Raw genomic sequence first — 18347 nt, 5'->3', positions numbered from 1 at the left:
CCCATGACCGTGCTCGAAGTCGATCTGAGTTTTCTGTTCGTCATCGCCGTTATCCTGATCTGGTTCATGATCGCGTACCAGTTCGTGCTGACGGTCTACGGGTTCGTAAATTACGTCCGGTCGATGAAAGAGAGGAATGATGTCGACGGTCTGACGCTCGATTATCCGACGTGCGCGATCCTCATCCCGGCCCATAACGAGGAAAAAGTGATCGGGGCAACGATCGCTTCGATGCTTGCGCTGGAGTACCCGAAAGACAAATTGCGCATCCTTGTGATCAACGACGGATCGACCGACTCGACGAAGGAGATCATTCAGGGATACGCCAAACGCGACAAGCGTGTGGAACTGTTCGACATTCCCCAAGGCGAAGGGGGCAAAGGCAAATCGCGGGCGCTCAACCTCGGCGTCAAGCGAGCCGCAGCGGACATCATTGCCATCTACGATGCCGACAATACCCCCGACCCGCACGCGCTTCGCTACCTTGTCGCGCAGCTCTTGCTGCACAAGGACCTCGGCGGGGTCATCGGAAAATTCCGCACCGTCAACAAGAACCACAACATCCTGACGCAGTTCATCAACGTCGAGACGCTGAGCTTTCAATCGATGCTGCAGGCCGGCCGCTGGCAGATGCACGGCATCGCGACGCTTCCGGGTACGAATTTCGTCATGTGGACATCGCTCATCCGGCAGCTGAACGGCTGGGACGAGGAGGCGCTGACCGAAGATTCCGAACTGAGCATCCGAATCTATGAGGCGGGCTATAAGATCAAGTTCATTCCGTACGCGATCACGTATGAGCAGGAACCGCAGGAGTGGAAAGTATGGATCAAGCAGCGGATGCGGTGGGTCCGCGGGAACAATTATGTCGTTTCGAAATTTCTGAAGCACATCCCGAACTTCAAAAACAAATGGCTTGCGTTCGACCTTTTGTACACGCTCGCACTCTATTACATCTTCTTCGCCGCCATCATCATCTCCGACCTTCTCTTTCTCCTCAGCGGGCTCAGTCTTGTCGCCATCTCGCTTCCCGGACCATACACTGTTGTTTGGATCATGGCGTTTTTTCTCTTCCTCATAGAGATCATGCTCGCCATCTCTTACGACAACGAGGACGGCTTCGGAAAGATCGCCCTTCTTGTGCTGATGTATTTCACGTACTGTCAACTGTGGATCTACATCGTCGTGAAAGCTGCATACACCGAATATGTCAAAAAAGATAAGCGGTTCTGGGAAAAAACTGTCCGGTTCGATGTGACAGCCGCCGATGCGAAGCGCTAGATAATGCAGAGTGTTGAAATGTACCGCGCGCGACCTTCTCTCCCCACCCGATCGGAGTTCGGGAGCGAGAGTGGAAATTCTCGAACTGTAACACTCCCCGCGCTGCCTCATTCTTGATTCTTTTCTTTTCTTTCCGCTAATTGCATTCAGTATTTTTCCATCCCACTACGTGAAAGTGCCGAATACCGTGGTCACCATGAGTCCTGTAAAGAAGGCCGACGACGTCGAAGCCGCCCGTGAGCTGGCTGCTGCATACGCCGCAATTAAAAAAGAGATCGCCAAGGTCATCATCGGGCAGGATGCCGTTGTTGAACAGCTGATCGTCTCGCTCCTCGCGCGCGGCCATTGTTTGCTGATCGGCGTGCCGGGTCTTGCGAAAACGCTCCTCATCAAAACGCTGGCCGACGTCCTCGACCTCAAATTCAGCCGCATCCAATTCACTCCAGACCTGATGCCGAGCGACATCAGCGGCACCGAGATCATCGAGGAAAACGTCTCTACCGGTCAAAAGGCGTTCAAATTCGTCCGCGGGCCGATCTTCGGCAATATCATCCTTGCCGACGAGATCAACCGGACCCCGCCGAAAACGCAGGCTGCGCTTCTTGAAGCGATGCAGGAGCATAAAGTGACCGCCGCCGGGCAGACGTACACGCTCGACGAGCCCTTTTTCGTCCTAGCCACGCAAAACCCGATCGAGCAGGAGGGAACGTACCCTCTCCCCGAGGCGCAGCTCGACCGTTTCATGTTCAACCTGTGGCTGGACTATCCTTCGTTCAAGGAAGAGATCGACATCGTGAAATCGACGACGAGCCCGTACGCTCCGTCGCTCCGCCGCGTGCTCGCCGCGGAACAGATCGTTGTATTTCAGGAATTGATCCGCCGCGTTCCGGTCGCCGACGCGGTCATCCAGTACGCTGTCCAGCTTGCCGCGCGGACTCGCCCGAAGGATGAACAGGCTCCAAAATTCATCAAAGACTGGCTCACATGGGGAGCCGGTCCGCGGGCATCGCAGTACCTGATCCTCGGGGCAAAAACCCGCGCGATCCTTGCCGGACGCTACACCCCGGACGTTGACGATGTCCGTTCGATGGCGGTCCCCGTGTTGAGACACCGCATCATTCCGAATTTCAATGCCGAGGCGGACGGTGTTTCGGCTGTTTCCATTGTCGAGAAACTGCTCGCAAGCGTCTAGGGTATCGCCAGACGGATGCAAAGTCACTAAGCAATCAAGGTGAAAAGCTATGGTCCTCAATGTCATCTATTGTTTCGTCCCTTCAAGACTTCGTGGCTCACGACGTTGATGGATGCCAGAAAAACAATTTTTGCCCTTCTGCTGTTTGTAGTCTCTGCGACGCATCCGCAAGACAAGCCGCAAAAATACTGGATCTACTTCCGCGACAAGGACGAGTCAGCGCTCCGCGCTTTGTCGGCTGCCGGAACGGTACACGAACTTTCTCTCGCCACAGGCCTCACGGAGCGCGCGCTTCAACGGCGCGCAAAAGTCCTCCCCCCAGCGCAGCTTGCCTCAGCGTCGGACCTCCCCGTCACCCAATCGTATATCGACCGGCTGAATGCAAACGGCATCGCGGCGATCAACACGTCGCGGTGGTTCAATGCCGTCTCGGCAATGCTGACGCCAGCCCAGGCTAACCAGGTTGAAGCGCTCCCCTTCGTCGACCGGATCGAACTTGTCCGCACATTTGTGCGAAAAGAACTTCCACCCATTTCCGCTCCCATCAAAAAGCTTTCTACACCGACGACTCAGGACCTTCACGACTACGGTCCGTCGCTGGCCCAGGTCGCCCAGATCGACGTGGTCGCCGTTCACAATCTCAGGATCACCGGCCGGGGGATCCTGATCGGGATGCTGGATTCGGGTTTTGATTGGCGAGTCCCGGAATCCGAAATGAATATGGATGTGATCAAAGAGTACGACTTCGTTCAACATGATTCGGTCACCGCCAACCAGCCCGGAAATACACCCATCGATGAGTCCGACCAGGACGAGCATGGAACGTTGACGCTTTCCCTTGTCGGGGGGTACAAAGAGGGGCAATTGGTGAGTCCTGCGTTTGAATCGAGTTTTATTCTCGCGAAAACGGAATATGTGCCGTCGGAGACGAACATCGAAGAAGACAACTGGGTCGCCGGGATCGAATGGGAAGAACAGAATGGAGCCGATGTCGTCAGCAGTTCGCTCGGCTACAGCCAGTTTGATTCCTTGGACGCGAACGGCGTGCCGCAGCACAGCTACACGACCGCGGATATGAACGGACGTACGGCTACGACGACGAAAGCGGCGGTGATGGCGGCACGGCTCGGTGTTGTGGTGTGCAACGCGATGGGAAACGAAGCGGAAACAAGCTGGCACATCATGATATCGCCGGCAGATGCCGACAGTATCATATCGGTCGGGGCGGTGAACATCAACGGTGTGTACGCAAGCTTCAGCTCCGTCGGTCCGACCGCCGACGGAAGGACAAAGCCCGACGTGTCGGCGGACGGCGTCGGCGACTATTGCACCATGCGGGCATTCTCAAAGTATTCTACCGGCTTTCAGGGGACTTCGCTTTCAACGCCGCTCGTCGCAGGCTCCTCGGCGCTCATCCTTTCTGCCCATCCCGGATTGACGCCGATCCAGGTCCGCGACGCTCTGCGCAACACTGCGAGCAGAGCTGGGTCGCCGAACGACTCGCTCGGGTGGGGGGTCATCGATGTCTACAAAGCGCTCCTTTCCACCGGCCTTGTGCTCAGCACCGACCCTGCCGTTTCGGTCCAGCAGGACGGCACGATCAATGTCGTTGCATGCGCAGCATCGAACGCCCTCATCAAAAAGGATTCTGTCAAATTATTCTATTCGGCCGACGGGGGGGCGTCGTTTTCCATGGCCCCGATGACGTTGACGGATACGATCGATGCATCCACAAATTCGGGAAGCTATTCTGGTACGATCCCGCGTTTTGCGGGGGTGAAGATTCAGTTCTACATTTTCGCCGTCGACACCACCAACACACCCTATACAATGCCGTACCACGCTCCGCAACATCTGTTCACGTTTAACGGCGAGGATACAAGCGTCGGCACGACGTCCCTGCCGTCGACCTTTGCCCTCTATCAGAATTATCCGAACCCGTTCAACAGCTCAACGGCCATTCAATATTACCTGGAGAAATCCAACTTTACGACGCTGAAGATCTATGACGTGCTCGGACGCGAGGTCGCAACATTGGTCAATGAGTATCAAACGGCAGGCTTAAAGTCCCCCGTAAGATTCGACGGTTCTCCCCTCGCAAGCGGAGTCTACTTCTACCGATTAAAGTCGGGGGAGTTTAGTTCCGTGAAAAAACTTGTTTTGTTGAAATAGAAGCTCTTGTTCCTCTCATTTCAAATCCCATGGTATGTTTTTCTTGCTGCCGCGGCTGCCGCAGCTGCGGTTTCATTCCTCACCTACCGGCGCACAGTTCCTCCCGTCTCATCGGGCAGGCGATATCTTCTGATCTCCCTCCGCTCCCTCGCGCTTACGCTCCTGATCCTTGCACTCTGTCAGCCGGTGTTGAATATCGCGCGCCGTTCATTGCTTCGGCCCGTTGTCGCCGTCCTTGTCGATAATTCCTTGAGCATGTCCCTTACCGACGGCGCGGGCGACCGGGAACAACAGCTTCGATCCATCATCTCGGGGGATGCATTGAAACGACTCTCTTCATCCGCACAGGTTGAGTTGTTTAGCTTTTCGCCTTCGCTGCGGCGCATAGAGCAAGATTCATTTCGACTGAACGGCTCAAGTACCGATATCGCATCGGCCTTTCACGCACTGAAAGAGAAACCGCTCCCCGGCCTGAAGGCAGTTCTTCTTTTGAGCGACGGGGATTATAATGCGGGAGAAAACCCGTTGGACGAGGCAGGAAGGACAGGCGCGCCGATTTTCTGCGTCGGCATCGGCGATTCAACGGAACAGAAGGATGTCTCGGTGCAAAAAGTGCTGACCAATTCCATCGCGTATGTTCAGTCCTCCGTGCCGGTCGATGCAGTCATTAAAGTTTCCGGTTTTGAGAACATGCAGCTCCCCGTTTCTCTTCTGGAAGACGGAAAACAGATCGCCCGGCAGATCGTCACGCTTCCGCCATCGGGCGCGGAGAGGATCGCCGAATATCCGGTCCATTTCACGTTCAGTCCCGCCGAAGCCGGGACAAAAAAATATACCGTCAGCGTCCAAGCTCTGGATGGTGAGGTGACGAAGAATAACAACGCACGGTCCGTGTTCGTCAAGATCCTTAAAAATAAAACGCGCGTGGCCGTCGTAGCAGGAGCGCCGAGTGCCGACGTTGCTGCCGTCGTGCAAAGTTTGCATTCGGACCCGAATATTGAAACGACGGTTGCCATCCAGCAGCCGACGGGGCAATTTGCCGGACAGCCGCTCGCCCAGGCTGCAGGGTTCCCAGCGGCGGAGTGCATTGTGCTCATTGGTTTCCCGACAGAACGTACCTCCCCCGGTGCGATCCAAGCGATCGCGAACGCAGTAGCCGCTCGCGGAACACCGCTGTTGTTCATCGGAAGCCGGACCATAGATATTCGCAAACTGAAAGAACTCGAGCCGGTTCTCCCTTTCACAATTTCATCCGGTACCATCGACGAACGAACGGTGTTCCCGAACATCCCTGCGGAACAACGCTACAACATTCTTGCGCAATTGTCAGAAAATTCTTCTTTCGACTGGAGTAAGCTCCCCCCCATTTATTCCTCGATCGGAACATTCAAAGCGAAACCGGAGGCTGTTGTCCTTGCAACCGTCACGTTCCAGGGCGTTCCCCTCAATGCGCCGCTGCTCGCTTCGCGGAGCGTCCCCCGCTTCAAGTCGTTCGCCATCCTCGGGTACGGCGTATGGAGGTGGAGGCTGCTTGCCGGCGCAAGCCCGGAAACGGAAGATTTTTTTGACCCGTGGTTTTCTCGTATTGTCCGTTGGCTCGTTACCCGCGAGGACAACAAACAGCTGAAGGTTGAACCGCTGAAGGAAATTTTTTCCCAGGGGGAACCGATCGAGTTCCTCGGGCAGGCCTATAATGCCAATTACGATCCGGTCAACGATGCGGATATTCATGTTGAGATCACCGCCATGCCGTCGCGGCAGCGGTTTGAAACAATTCTTCGCCCCCTTGACAACGGCCGCTACGATGGCGAAATTGAATCCCTGCCGGAAAGCGATTACTCGTTTACCGCGACGGCAAAAGCCGGAGGCGCAGACCTCGGTACCTTGGAAGGACGGTTTTCTGTGGGGGAACAGTCCATCGAATTTTCCGATACAAAAATGAACAAGCCCCTCCTGCAGCAGATCGCCGCGGTCTCCGGGGGGGAATATGCCGACGGAAAGGAGTTCGACCGGCTTGTCCGTGATCTCGCGTCCCGTCCATCGATGACACCGGAAGAGGCGGTAACCACGAGCGAGATCGAAGTGTGGAACCTTCCATCCCTTCTTTCGGTTATTGTTGCGCTATTCGGAACAGAGTGGTTCGTCCGCAAGCGAAGCGGCATGCTCTGATACCGTGCTTCGAAGTGACCCTTTAATTCTAATTACTCGTTGCGATGACTACACCCAAAACCTTTTTTCTTCTCGGTTGTATCTTTTCTCTGCTTGGAGTCGCATTCGGCGCGTTCGGAGCCCACGCGCTGAAGCAGAAACTATCACCTGAATTGCTCCAGGTATTTGAGACCGGCGTGAGGTATCAGATGTACCATGCCTTCGCGCTGTTTGCTGTCTCGTGGGCGATGTCTTCGTGGAATGTCGCCAGCGCTGGAGCTGCCGGCTGGTGGTTCACCGCAGGCATCGTTCTCTTTTCAGGAAGCCTCTATGCGCTCGCGCTCACCGACGTGAGATGGCTCGGAGCGATCACGCCGTTCGGCGGGCTCTCATTTCTCATCGGCTGGGGCTGGCTGGCATGGAGCGTGTGGAAGAGTGTCCAGTGAATCGCGATCGTACCTACAGCAGGTTTATTCATTCATCATTCATCTACGGAGGTCTCTTATGAAAAACACTTTCAGAACTTTCTGTCTCTGTGTTTCCGCCGCTGTTCTTCTTCTCTGCGGAAGCGCCATCGGGCAGCAGAAATCGTTTCAAATCAGTCCGGCCGCAACGGTGATGCAGACCGTCGGCGTAACGGACATGACGGTGGTGTACCATCGTCCCGGAGTCAAAGGAAGGGTTATCTGGGGAGGATTGGTTCCGTACGATAAAGTTTGGCGGGCGGGAGCGAACGAAGCGACCATGGTGACGTTCAGCGATGACGTTACTGTAGCCGGTACTGTCTTGAAAGCGGGATCGTACAGTTTCTTTGTGATTCCGACTCACGGAGACTGGACGGTCATCTTCAACGCTCAGCCCCAGTGGGGGGCATTCCGGTACGATTCCACAAAAGATGCGCTCCGCTGCTCGGTCAAACCGCAAACGACCTGGCATGAGGAATGGCTGTCGTACAGCTTCAGCGATCTGACGGCGAGCTCTGTGAAACTTGTGCTGCACTGGGAAAAAATGTCGGTCGCGGTTCCGATCGAAGTGAACACCGAGGCGGCTCTTGCGAAGGCGAGCAAGAACGCCGTTTCGATGTCGTGGCAGGCGTACAACAACTACGGACTTTTCTGTCTCAACTCAAAATCAAATCTCGACAAAGGGCTGGAAGCGGTTGAGAAGTCGATCGCCATCAGCGAAAATGCCTCCAACCTCCGCATGAAAGCGGAACTGCTCGCGCAAAGCGGCAAGGTCGACGATGCGATCGCGACCGCTCAAAAAGCGATCACCGTCGGAAAGGCTGCAAACCCCCATTTTGACCCGAGTGAGATCGACGAGCTCCTCGACCAATGGAAGAGACGATAGCAGCTTCCGCGTGCGGCTCATTACGTATCAATGAGCCGCACGCTTCTTCATTAGACCGCTCCGATGACCGCGTTGATGGCGACCACGTTCACAATATCGTCAACGCTGCACCCGCGTGAAAGGTCGAACGCAGGCCGCTTCAGCCCTTGAACGATCGGGCCGACCGCTTCGGCGCCGCCAAGCCGCTGGGCAAGCTTGTAACCGATGTTCCCCGCATTCAAATCCGGAAAGACAAGAACATTCGCAGTCCCCGCAACTCCGCTCTGAGGGGCTTTTTGCTTTCCCACCGATGCGACGATCGCCGCGTCAAGTTGAAGCTCTCCGTCCAGCTTGAGGTCCGGATTTTTTTTCTTCGCAAGCTCGGTAGCACGCTGGACCTTCTCGACCAGCGGGTGCGACGCGCTCCCTTTCGTGGAGAATGACAGCATCGCCACACGCGGCTCTTCGCCCGTCAGTTTCCGATGGTTCTCAGCGGTCGTCAATGCAATGTCGGCAAGCTGCTCGGGAGTGGGATCGGGCACGACCGCACAATCCGCGAACGTATAAATATGAAGCGGGAACACCATCACAAAAAAGCTCGAGACCACGCTGATGCCCGTTTGCACTCCGATGATCTGCAGGCCGGCCCGCAATACATCCCCCGTCGTCGATAGCGAACCTGCGACGCTTCCATCGGCGAGTCCTTCCCGAACCATCATCGCTCCGAAGAAGAGAGGCTTTTTCATCACCTCCTGCGCTTCGGTAAATTGTATCCCCTTTTCCTTCCGGAGATTAAAATAGAGATGGGAGAAATCCGAGAGCCTGTCCGATTTTGCCGGATCCACAACGCGCACCCCTTGCAGCGATACCGATTCCGATTCCGCCTTCGAACGGATCTGGCCTTCGTCGCCTACGAGTATCGGAACGGCAAGTTCTTTGTCTATGAGTATTCTCGCCGCCTTAATTGCCCGCGGGTCAAGCGCATCGGGTAAAACGACTGTCTTGTGGAGCTGCTTCGCTTTTTGATGGATATCAGATATAAAATTTTTAGGATTCATTGTTCTGTGTAATTTGATAATAGATGAAAAAAAATAGTGACCTGACTTTATTGCCTGGCCCCTTTATTTTCAATATAGCCCATCATTGCTTTAGATTCAATGGATCGGGATATATGTGTGACGAATTGTCAACAAAAATCGGCGGGTTTTCAGCAAAAAACCCCTTTATTTTATTAATTTTCATTAATGAACGACGACTCCGTTGACTATCTGTCAGGTAAAGAATATATTTGATGCGGAAAATTGGTTCCCATGGAGAAGAAACAAGTTTACATTGAAACGTACGGCTGCCAAATGAACGTGGCCGATTCGGAGGTCGTCCTGAGCATCATGAACGACAACGGGTTCGGTGTCACCGGAAGCCCCGAGGCTGCGGATGTCATTTTTGTCAACACGTGCAGCGTTCGAGATAATGCGGAGCAGCGGGTGCGGCAGCGGATCAGCACCCTTAAGAATTACAAACGGTCGAATCCGGGGGTCCTCATCGGCGTTCTGGGCTGTATGGCCGAGCGGCTCCGGAGCGAGTTGATTGACAAAGGGAATGTGGTGGACATGGTTGTCGGCCCCGACGAATACAGAAAGCTGCCGGAGCTGGTGGAGAACGCTTTCAACGGAGAACGGGGCATTGCGGTGAAGCTGTCGCGGGTTGAAAATTACGACGACATTCTGCCGCTGCGCACAGAGGGGGTCAACGCATGGATCTCGGTGATGCGCGGCTGCGACAAGTTTTGTACGTTCTGCGTCGTTCCCTTTACCCGCGGAAGGGAGCGAAGCCGGAAGCTGCAGAACATCGTCGCGGAAGTGGAGCGGCTGAGCGAAAGAGGGTTTAAGGAGATTACGTTCCTCGGACAGAATGTGAACTCCTACCACGATGGTGAATTCGATTTTGCGGATTTGATCCGGCGAGCCAGTCACGTCGACCGGTCGATCCGGATACGGTTCATGACGCCTCATCCCCAGGATATGTCCGGAAAGCTGATCGATGCCATCGCGGAGAATGAGAACGCCTGCAAATCAATTCATCTTCCGCTTCAGTCCGGGTCGGACAGGATTTTACAGTTGATGAACAGAACGTACACCGTCGGACAATATTACGCGCTCACGGAAAAAATCCGGACGACAATTCCAGGAGTCACTCTTTCAACGGATATCATCGCGGGTTTCCCCACGGAAACGGACGGCGATCATCGGGCAACCCTCGACGTCATCCGGCATGTCGGCTACGACGGGGCATTTACGTTCAAATATTCTCCGCGCGAACACACGAAAGCGTGGGAGATGAACGACGACGTTCCCGAAGAAGTCAAGGTCGAGCGTTTAAACGAAATCATCGAGCTGCAGCAAAGCATCTCTCTTAAGAAAAATCAACAACTCGTCGGGTCGGCGGTCGAGGTCCTCGTCGAGCGGGAAAGCGCAAAATCGCGCGATGAGTGGATGGGGCGGACCGACACCAACAAGGTCACCGTTTTCCCGAAAGGGAACGCACTCGTCGGCGACCTCGTCACTGTTGCCGTCGACCGGTGCAATTCGGCGACATTGTTTGGTACTATCTCAACGAAAGCGGGATCGGCAGGCAACTACCGCATTGCAGTGAACAGTTGATAAACACAAACCCCTATGACCCCCTCACTGAAGAATTTTCGAAGCATCTATCTCGCGCTGAATTTTCTCGCCGCAGCGGCCGCCTTCGGTCAGCTCCCCGGAACGGAGGTGCGCAAACGGCTGGACTTCATCTACAGCGGCCAGGCCGAACGCGTGCGCATCGAGCTGCCCAGCCTCGAGAAGCAGTACCCGAACGATGCCGGCGTCGCATATCTTGATGCGATTTTGACCACTGACGGCGAAACGGCCGTTAAAAAATTTCAGGCGATCGTGGATCTGTTCCCGCAAAGCGAGTGGGCGGATGCCGCGCTCTATAAGGTCTATCAATATTATTATTCGGTCGGCCTGTACAAGACTGCCGATCAAAAATTTGCGCAGTTGAAACAGCAGTATCCCAATTCGTTGTATGTTACGGGAGGGGCAAAGGAACAAAAGCCGGCGCCGGCCGAGCGGCAACCTGCCCCGGAAGTCAAACCGCCGGATACGACCGCGCAAAAACCGGTCGAAACACCGGCTGTTGTTGCCCAGCCGGCTGTACAACCCGCACAGGATTCGACGGCGGTCACGCCTGCCGCAATCGTGTCCCATACGTTCGCCGTGCAAGCGGGGGCGTATTCAACCCGGAGAAAAGCCCAGAAACAGGTTGATTTCCTTTCATCGATCAACAGAAGTGCGGTCATCACGAAAAAAATAAGCGGCGATAAGAAACTGTATGTCGTCACCGTGGAGGGATTTTCAACCGAGCAGGACGCCCGGGATTTCATTGCGGAGCTGAAATTGAAGTATGGCATGGATTCAATCATCGTCGCGAGATAACGTGAGAGACGGAGACGAAAGCGTGGAAAGAAAGTCGTTCCAGGACGAATACAATATCATCGGCAAATCGCTGGAGATGCAGGAGATCGTAGAGGTGGTCCAGCAGGTTGCCCCGACGGATATTACCGTGCTGATCACCGGCGAGAGCGGCGTGGGAAAGGAAGTGATCGGCCAGGCGATCCATGCAGCGAGCAAGCGGGCGAACAAGCCGATCGTGACAGTGAACTGCGGTGCGATCCCCGAAGGCATCATGGAGAGCGAACTGTTCGGGCATGAAAAGGGGTCGTTTACCGGGGCCAGCGACCAGCGCAAGGGCTACTTCGAAATCGCCGACGGCGGGACGATTTTTTTGGACGAGATCGGAGAGCTTCCTCTCTCAACCCAGGTCAAGTTTCTCCGCATCCTTGAGAACGGCGAGTTCATGCGCGTCGGGTCGTCGACGGCAAAGAAGGTCGACGTCCGCGTCATTGCGGCGACCAACAAAGACCTCGAGCGCGAGGTGAGCAGCAAGCATTTTCGTCCGGACCTCTTTTACCGGCTGCGGTCGGTGAACATCCGCATCCCGCCGCTGAGAGACCGGAGAGAAGATATTCCCGAATTCTTCGCCAGGTTCGCGAAAGAATTTTCCGAGAAGAACAATATCACCTTCCTCGGCATCAATGACGATGCAATGGAGGTCCTGACACAGTACTATTGGCCCGGGAACGTCCGCGAGCTCCGCAACGTGGTCGAGAGCATGCTCGTCATTGAAAACGGAAAACGGATCACCGACGAGGATGTCCGGAAATATCTGAAGGGTTCTCATACCAACGGCGAAGAACGGAATTTGCCGGTGTACATCCCGAAGACGGCGGAGTTCGCCGAACGCGAACTCATTTACCGCGCCCTCGTCGACCTCAAAACCGACATCCTCGACATGAAAAATCTGCTGATGAACGCCTCCGGCTCTTCAGCCCTGGTGCGGCGCGACGCCGATGCTGTGGCCGGCACCGAGGTCCACGACAATGCGATCGTTCATCCCCGCGCATCCGCGGAGGAGAACGTCTCACTGGAGGAAATGGAACGGAGAATGATCGTCGGCTCGCTGCAGAAATACGAAGGCAACCGCAGGCTTGCCGCGCAAGCGCTGAAGATCAGCGAGCGGACCTTGTACAGAAAAATAAAAGAGTACGGACTGCAGTAGCGATGGAAACCGTTCAGGGAAAGAGCCGCTTCCGCAGTGCCGCCGTTTGCGCGTTACTTTTCACTCTTAATGTTTCATTCGTACTGTTTCTTGCCGGATGTGTCTATTCGTTTTCCGGCTCTTCGGTTCCGAAACACCTGAAGACGATCGCCATCCCGCTGTTCGAAGACCAGAGCGGATTCGGCGAGCCGAATTTGAAAGAGAATTTTACGACAAGCCTGATCAATCTGTTCATCAACGACAACAGTCTGGAGGTTGCAGAACGAAATACGGCGGATTCGATCCTTGAGGGCTCGATTGTATCGGTCCAGGATGCTCCGTCGGTCATTTCACCCGGGGGGGGAGGGCAAGTGAGCGTGCGCCGGGTGACGATCACCGTTCATGTCACGTTCCAGGACCTCAAGCTGCGGAAGAAGATGTGGGACAAAAATTTTTCAAACTGGGGAGAATATAACACGAGCGGCGACACGCGCGCGACAGCGCTCACCGACGCTGTCAGCAAAGTCACGCAGGATATCCTGATCGAAACTGTTTCGGGATGGTAAAAGAACATTGAACAACTCAATTCTACGAGGTTGAAAAACAACAACAATGAATGATATCATTTTAGCAATCTATTTCATCTCGCTTCTCATCCTCTTCGCGTTTGGGTCGCACGGGTTCGTGATGATTTTCCATTATTTCAAACACCGCGATCAGGAAGAGGCGGACACGCAGCCGCTCACCGAATATCCGATGGTCACCATCCAGCTCCCGATATACAATGAGCTGTACGTCGTGCGGCGGTTGATCGAAGCATCCTGCGCCATCAAGTATCCGGCGGACAAGCTGGAGATCCAAGTCCTCGACGACTCGACCGATGAGACTGTGAACCTCGTCGAAACGATCGTCGGCGAAATGAAACGGCACGGACACAATATCCACCACGTGCGGAGGAGTACGCGCAGCGGCTTCAAGGCCGGCGCGTTGAAAGAGGGCCTTGAACGGGCGGCTGGAGAGTTCATCGCGATCTTCGACGCAGACTTCATTCCGCGGGAAGAATTCCTCATGAAAACCCTGCCGTATTTTTACGCCGACAAGAAGATCGGCATGGTGCAGACCCGCTGGGAACATCTGAACAGCGAATACTCGCTGCTCACCCGGACGCAGGCAATGGCGCTCGACGGACACTTCGTCATCGAGCAGGCGATCCGCAACAAGGCAGGGTTCTTCATCAACTTCAACGGCACGGGGGGCGTGTGGAGAAAAGCTTGCATCGAAGACGCGGGCAACTGGCATTCGGATACGTTGACCGAGGACCTCGACCTCAGCTACCGGGCGCAATTGCGGGGATGGAAGTTTAAGTTCCTCAAGAACGTGACGTCGCCGGCAGAGCTGCCGTCGGAGATCAACGCCCTGAAAACACAGCAATTCCGGTGGACAAAAGGGGCGATCGAAACGGCGCGGAAAATGCTTCCCGCGGTGTGGAAGTCCGACCTCCCGTTTAAGATCAAATGGCATTCAACATTCCATTTGACGAACAACATCGTCTTCCCGTTCATCCTCATCGCCGGCATTCTCAACATACCGCTGATGTACATCAAACATGAAGGCGGATACGAAACCTACTTTGAAATCATGTCGGTCTTTGTCTTTGCGTTCATCAGTTCGTTTTTGTTTTACATGTACTCGCAAAAGGACGTCTATGCCGACTGGCGGCGGCGGCTTTTCCTCTTTCCGCTTTTTATGGCGGGAAGCATGGGCTTTGCGGTGAACAACAGCAAGGCGGTGATCGAAGGACTATTCAAACGCAAAAGCGATTTTGTCCGAACGCCAAAATACAGCATCAAAGAGAAGGGCGATTCGTGGCTGGATAAAAAGTACGTCCCGGTCAAGTTCAACTGGACGGTCATGGTCGAAATTGCGCTCGCCCTGTACTGTCTCTTCGGCGTTGCCTCATCCCTCTATTATCTGGAAATTGCGGCGGTTCCTTTTCAGCTCCTCTTCCTGATCGGCTTCGGGTTTGTTTCGTATCTTTCCATTCAGCAGGCTCTCCAGGCCAGGCGTTTGAAGATGCGGGCCCACGCGTCGCAGGCTTGATTTTAACCCGTTCTTCTCTTATAATAAAGCCGGCATCTCAGCCGGCTTTTTTTATTATCTCGGTGCAATGGATCTCTCAGAATTCGACATCGATTTTCTCTCTCAAAAATTATCGGACAATCCGCAGTCCCCTCTCTTTGCCCGCCTCGCCGATCTTTACCTCTCAAAAAATCAGCCGGCGGAAGCGCTGAAGCTTTGCGAGGCAGGGGTGCAGACCTACCCCTCGTACTCCACCGGATATGTCATTCTGGGGAAATGTTACACGGCGTTGAATGAAAACTCCAAAGCGCGTCTTGCGTTTGCCCAGGCCCTCCATTTCGCCCCGTTCAACCAGCTCGCGCGCAAACTGCTTGACGAAACCCCCTTCAGCGCTGAAGAGCCGGTGCCAGTGCAAGAAACGCCTCTCGCCGAGCCGGAACCCGTTGCCGTCGAACCCGCTATTCAGGAAGAGCCGTCTCCGGTAATAGAAGAACCGCCTGCCAGCATGAGCCCCGAACCGCTCTCCCTGCCGGCGGAAGAACCCGTTCAGGAATTTGCACAGCAGCCGGAGCCGGAAATTCCCCCGCCGCCCGCCGCCGAACCCGGAGAACTTCCCGGAGTAGACGACTACATCCAGCAGCAGAGTGCGCAAACGGGAAACGAAAAGGCCGTAACGCTCGATGAGTATTTAGCCGGACAGGCTGAACCCCCCGCCCCGGAGACGGCAGAACTCGATTCTCTGGCGACAAAGCTTGAAAATGCGGGGCGGATCGTTCCGGAACAGCCGGAGCCTGAACCCGAGCCGGCCCAGGAGGAGAGCGCACCGATGGATTCGGTCGTCATCACTCCGACGCTTGCGGAAATTTACGTTTCGCAGGGGGAATACGGCGCGGCGATCCAGGCGTACGAGATCCTGATCTACTCGAAGCCTAACGAGCGCGAACGGTTTGAAAAGCGGATCAGTGAATTGCAGGCAAAGATGAACGAGGGGCTGTAGAGAAACGTTACTTCAGCGCGTTGACCAGCCTGGTCAGTTTGGATTTTTGATTCGATGCTTTGTTCGGATGGATGATCCTCTTCTGGGCAAATTTGTCGAGAAGAGAAACGGCTTCTTTCAGTGCGGCCTCAGCTTTTTTCTTGTCTTTCTCCTGCCGGACCTTCTTGATCACTGTTTTCATCGCGGATTCTTGGGCGGTATTGTGTACTTTTCTGCGCTCTGAGGAACGAATCCGTTTGATTGCCGATTTGTGCTGTGCCATTGTCTTCCTTTGTTGTCCTCGGTTTTTATTTTTCTCAATATACGCAAATTGCACTTCAGCCGCAAGACACTCTTCGCGGCTATAATTTCTTCTCCCAGTAAATATTTTTCCTCATATCATCCACCCAGCGCTGAAAATCTTCCTCGGTCTTGAACTGCAGCGTAAGCCGCTCTATCCTGTGATAATCCTGGTCGAGGTTGAGCTTATGTTCCGGCGTGATCGAACGGACCCAGATAATGTGATACCCGTACGACGTTCCGAGCGGCACTTTCACGGGGGTGCTGATTTCTCCCGCCTTCATGTTCTTGAGAATATCCAAAAATGACGGTTCAATCTGATCGATCCCGATCTTCCCAAGGTCGCCGCCGACATCTTTCGAATCCGGGTCTTCCGAATATTTTCCGGCCAGCGCGGCAAAATTCGCCCCGGCCAAAGCGCTGTCGCGAAGGCGGTTGAGCAGCGCGATGGTTGAATCGTCGTCAGCGGAAGACTGTTGGATCGAGAAAAGAATATGGCGGGTATGGACCGACTCGCCGCGGCGCTCGATAAGCTGAATGATATGGTAGCCGTACGACGTTCTCACCGGTTTCGAAATTTCGCTGTCCTTCAGCGAGAACGCAGACTCCTCAAACCCTTTCTCGAAGACGCCGCGCCGGAACCAGCCGAGGTCGCCGCCGCCGCGCGCCGAACCCGGGTCGGAAGAGTAGCGTTTTGCAAAATCGGCAAAGTCTCCGCCGGCCTTGAGGCTATCCATCACCTTCAACGCTTTGGTGTAGACAGCTTCGACAACGGACGTATCGGGTTTCGGTTTGATGAAAATGTGGCTGAGCTCGTACTCCTTCGGGATGGTCGGAAGACTGTCTTTATGCGCTTCAAAAAACTGTTCCACCTCACGGCGCGTCACGGTAATGGACGCCTGGCGCGTTTGGCGGACCTTCTCCACCATCAGCTGGTTGCGGATCAGGTCGCGGAAATCTCGTTTCATCCTGCTGATCGGCATGTTGTAGATCTCTTCCAGGCGCTGTTCCGAACCCGCTTGCTGCGCAAGCATCTTGATCTGCCGATCAAGCCTGTCCGTCACTTCGTCGTTCGTCACAACCACACTGTCTTCGATCGCTTGCGCAAGGATCAGCTTTTCATTGATCAATCCGTCGAGCACCCGGTTTCGCAACTCGGGAGAATCGGGGTCGAGTTTATTCTGCATTGCCATCGACTGAATCGTCAAATTCAAATCGGACTGCGTAATGATCTCTTTTCCGACAATGGCAACGATCTTGTCGATCACCGTCTGGCCCGGGGCAAAGCTGCAGAAGAGCATCGCCATCGCCATGATGAGCGCAGCGGTGTTTCGTTTGTTCGTCATCCTCATCTTCATTTTTTTACTCGCCGGTATGCTGAGTGCTGTCGTGGTCGGCCGGAAGCCCCGGCAAATTGACCTGCACCGAATGTTTCTTTCTCATCCCTTCCAGGTATTGCGTGAATCGTTCCTGGCGATGCTGCATAAGAACCCTTCCGCGGATGGCATCCTCGACATAGTCGACCGGAGGGGTCGCTCCGCGCTGATAGGTTCCGATCGAGAGGATGACAAAATATCCCGCCGTCGTCTTCACGGGGAACGAAACTTCTCCCGGACCGAGCGCCGACGCGACCTTCCAGAGCTTTGCGGGAATCAAGGTCGATTGACTGTAGAAAGCGGAATCGGTTCTTGTGACAAGCGGAGAATGTCCGGATTTTGCCTCGGCCATCGCAGCTTCCCATCCCCCGCCCTCCAGCGCGGTCTCACGAAATGCGGCCGCAGGTTCACGGTCGGAAAACACGGCCATTGAGATCTCAACGAGGTCGTCGCGCAGAACGAATTCTTCGCTGTGGGTTTTAAAGTACTCCGCGATCTCCTCTTTTGACACGGATTGGGGCGTTTCGTTATAAACATTCTTCTCGAGCAGCGCGTTGATCGTGAGCTCCCGCTTTGCGCTTTCCAGGCTTCTCAGTACCTCGTCGGAACGGTCGAGTCCTTGCCGCTGCGCTTCTTGGTAGAGGAGTTCCTCATTCACCCATTGGCGGGCGAACATCCGTATCTGCATCTCGGATACGCCGCCGGCCGTATCAAGCTGCCGGCGGATCATCTCTGTCGTCAGCGCCTGATCATCTACCCGGGCCACTTCCTGCGCGTTCTCCGCCGGGCGTGAACACGACGCAAATATCAATGAAACGACGGCCGCAGCCGCGAAACCGATTCGATTCGGCATTGC

16 protein-coding genes are annotated in these 18347 nt (G+C 54.9%); 12 read left to right on the top strand and 4 right to left on the bottom strand.

The genetic code is table 11. From position 1 onward, the window contains the following. Positions 1-3 precede the first annotated feature (3 nt). From VMF88_02705 to VMF88_02680, 6 genes are all read left to right on the top strand, one after another. On the top strand, positions 4-1281 hold the full coding sequence (locus VMF88_02705) for a glycosyltransferase (GenBank protein ID HTY09961.1): 1278 nt from the start codon (positions 4-6) through the stop codon (positions 1279-1281). 196 nt (positions 1282-1477) lie between these two features. Further along, a complete protein-coding gene (locus VMF88_02700) occupies positions 1478-2473 on the top strand; it encodes a MoxR family ATPase (GenBank protein ID HTY09960.1) in 996 nt (331 codons plus the stop codon). A gap of 108 nt (positions 2474-2581) precedes the next feature. Then, on the top strand, positions 2582-4645 hold the full coding sequence (locus VMF88_02695; GenBank protein HTY09959.1) for a S8/S53 family peptidase: 2064 nt from the start codon (positions 2582-2584) through the stop codon (positions 4643-4645). A gap of 6 nt (positions 4646-4651) precedes the next feature. Continuing rightward, positions 4652-6814, top strand: coding sequence for a vWA domain-containing protein (locus VMF88_02690; protein ID HTY09958.1), 2163 nt, complete (start codon positions 4652-4654; stop codon positions 6812-6814). A gap of 44 nt (positions 6815-6858) precedes the next feature. Next, positions 6859-7239 (top strand): DUF423 domain-containing protein, encoded by a 381-nt coding sequence (locus tag VMF88_02685; GenBank protein HTY09957.1) that lies wholly within the window; start codon positions 6859-6861, stop codon positions 7237-7239. A 58-nt stretch (positions 7240-7297) separates the two neighbouring features. After that, positions 7298-8143, top strand: a complete 846-nt coding sequence (locus VMF88_02680; protein ID HTY09956.1) for a DUF2911 domain-containing protein — start codon at positions 7298-7300, stop codon at positions 8141-8143. 50 nt (positions 8144-8193) lie between these two features. Here VMF88_02680 and pta read toward each other — a convergent pair whose 3' ends face one another. Continuing rightward, complete coding sequence (gene pta, locus VMF88_02675; protein ID HTY09955.1) at positions 8194-9180, bottom strand: phosphate acetyltransferase; 987 nt, start codon at positions 9178-9180, stop codon at positions 8194-8196. A 252-nt stretch (positions 9181-9432) separates the two neighbouring features. Between pta and miaB the strand changes: the two genes are divergently transcribed. From miaB to VMF88_02645, 6 genes are all read left to right on the top strand, one after another. Next, positions 9433-10782 (top strand): tRNA (N6-isopentenyl adenosine(37)-C2)-methylthiotransferase MiaB, encoded by a 1350-nt coding sequence (gene miaB, locus VMF88_02670; protein HTY09954.1) that lies wholly within the window; start codon positions 9433-9435, stop codon positions 10780-10782. 15 nt (positions 10783-10797) lie between these two features. Beyond that, complete coding sequence (locus tag VMF88_02665) at positions 10798-11598, top strand: SPOR domain-containing protein (protein ID HTY09953.1); 801 nt, start codon at positions 10798-10800, stop codon at positions 11596-11598. After that, entirely contained in the window at positions 11567-12781 is a 1215-nt protein-coding gene (locus VMF88_02660) for a sigma-54 dependent transcriptional regulator (GenBank protein HTY09952.1), read from the top strand. Before VMF88_02665 ends, VMF88_02660 begins: the two co-directional genes overlap by 32 nt. A gap of 2 nt (positions 12782-12783) precedes the next feature. Next, positions 12784-13326: an LptE family protein gene (locus VMF88_02655; protein ID HTY09951.1), complete on the top strand. Its 543-nt coding sequence runs from the start codon at positions 12784-12786 to the stop codon at positions 13324-13326. A 46-nt stretch (positions 13327-13372) separates the two neighbouring features. Next, positions 13373-14860 carry a cellulose synthase family protein gene (locus tag VMF88_02650; protein HTY09950.1) on the top strand — a complete coding sequence of 496 codons (1488 nt, stop codon included), beginning with the start codon at positions 13373-13375 and terminating at the stop codon, positions 14858-14860. A gap of 67 nt (positions 14861-14927) precedes the next feature. Then, positions 14928-15836, top strand: a complete 909-nt coding sequence (locus tag VMF88_02645) for a hypothetical protein (GenBank protein ID HTY09949.1) — start codon at positions 14928-14930, stop codon at positions 15834-15836. 7 nt (positions 15837-15843) lie between these two features. Here the strand turns inward: VMF88_02645 and rpsT are convergent, their stop codons facing one another. The 3 genes from rpsT to VMF88_02630 form a co-directional block, all read right to left on the bottom strand. Next, positions 15844-16098 carry a 30S ribosomal protein S20 gene (gene rpsT, locus VMF88_02640; GenBank protein ID HTY09948.1) on the bottom strand — a complete coding sequence of 85 codons (255 nt, stop codon included), beginning with the start codon at positions 16096-16098 and terminating at the stop codon, positions 15844-15846. A 79-nt stretch (positions 16099-16177) separates the two neighbouring features. Next, positions 16178-17461, bottom strand: a complete 1284-nt coding sequence (locus VMF88_02635; GenBank protein HTY09947.1) for a peptidylprolyl isomerase — start codon at positions 17459-17461, stop codon at positions 16178-16180. Positions 17462-17477: 16 nt separating this feature from the next. Further along, positions 17478-18344 (bottom strand): peptidyl-prolyl cis-trans isomerase, encoded by an 867-nt coding sequence (locus VMF88_02630; protein HTY09946.1) that lies wholly within the window; start codon positions 18342-18344, stop codon positions 17478-17480. Positions 18345-18347 lie beyond the last annotated feature (3 nt).

Source organism: Bacteroidota bacterium, assembly GCA_035506275.1.
Taxonomy (GTDB): Bacteria; Bacteroidota; Ignavibacteria; order UBA10030; family UBA8401; genus JAGVPT01.
The sequence above is the reverse complement of the archived record's forward strand: the minus strand, read 5'-3'. Positions and strand labels throughout refer to the sequence as shown.

Coding starts and splice junctions, on each gene's coding strand:
- VMF88_02635 (HTY09947.1), bottom strand. CDS start 17,461: ATGACGAACAAACGAAACACCGCTGCGCTCATCATGGCGATGGCGATG.
- VMF88_02645 (HTY09949.1), top strand. CDS start 14,928: ATGGATCTCTCAGAATTCGACATCGATTTTCTCTCTCAAAAATTATCG.
- VMF88_02660 (HTY09952.1), top strand. CDS start 11,567: ATGGCATGGATTCAATCATCGTCGCGAGATAACGTGAGAGACGGAGAC.
- VMF88_02665 (HTY09953.1), top strand. CDS start 10,798: ATGACCCCCTCACTGAAGAATTTTCGAAGCATCTATCTCGCGCTGAAT.
- miaB (HTY09954.1), top strand. CDS start 9,433: ATGGAGAAGAAACAAGTTTACATTGAAACGTACGGCTGCCAAATGAAC.
- VMF88_02700 (HTY09960.1), top strand. CDS start 1,478: ATGAGTCCTGTAAAGAAGGCCGACGACGTCGAAGCCGCCCGTGAGCTG.
- VMF88_02650 (HTY09950.1), top strand. CDS start 13,373: ATGAATGATATCATTTTAGCAATCTATTTCATCTCGCTTCTCATCCTC.
- VMF88_02630 (HTY09946.1), bottom strand. CDS start 18,344: ATGCCGAATCGAATCGGTTTCGCGGCTGCGGCCGTCGTTTCATTGATA.
- VMF88_02705 (HTY09961.1), top strand. CDS start 4: ATGACCGTGCTCGAAGTCGATCTGAGTTTTCTGTTCGTCATCGCCGTT.
- rpsT (HTY09948.1), bottom strand. CDS start 16,098: ATGGCACAGCACAAATCGGCAATCAAACGGATTCGTTCCTCAGAGCGC.
- VMF88_02685 (HTY09957.1), top strand. CDS start 6,859: ATGACTACACCCAAAACCTTTTTTCTTCTCGGTTGTATCTTTTCTCTG.
- VMF88_02695 (HTY09959.1), top strand. CDS start 2,582: ATGGATGCCAGAAAAACAATTTTTGCCCTTCTGCTGTTTGTAGTCTCT.
- VMF88_02680 (HTY09956.1), top strand. CDS start 7,298: ATGAAAAACACTTTCAGAACTTTCTGTCTCTGTGTTTCCGCCGCTGTT.
- VMF88_02655 (HTY09951.1), top strand. CDS start 12,784: ATGGAAACCGTTCAGGGAAAGAGCCGCTTCCGCAGTGCCGCCGTTTGC.
- pta (HTY09955.1), bottom strand. CDS start 9,180: ATGAATCCTAAAAATTTTATATCTGATATCCATCAAAAAGCGAAGCAG.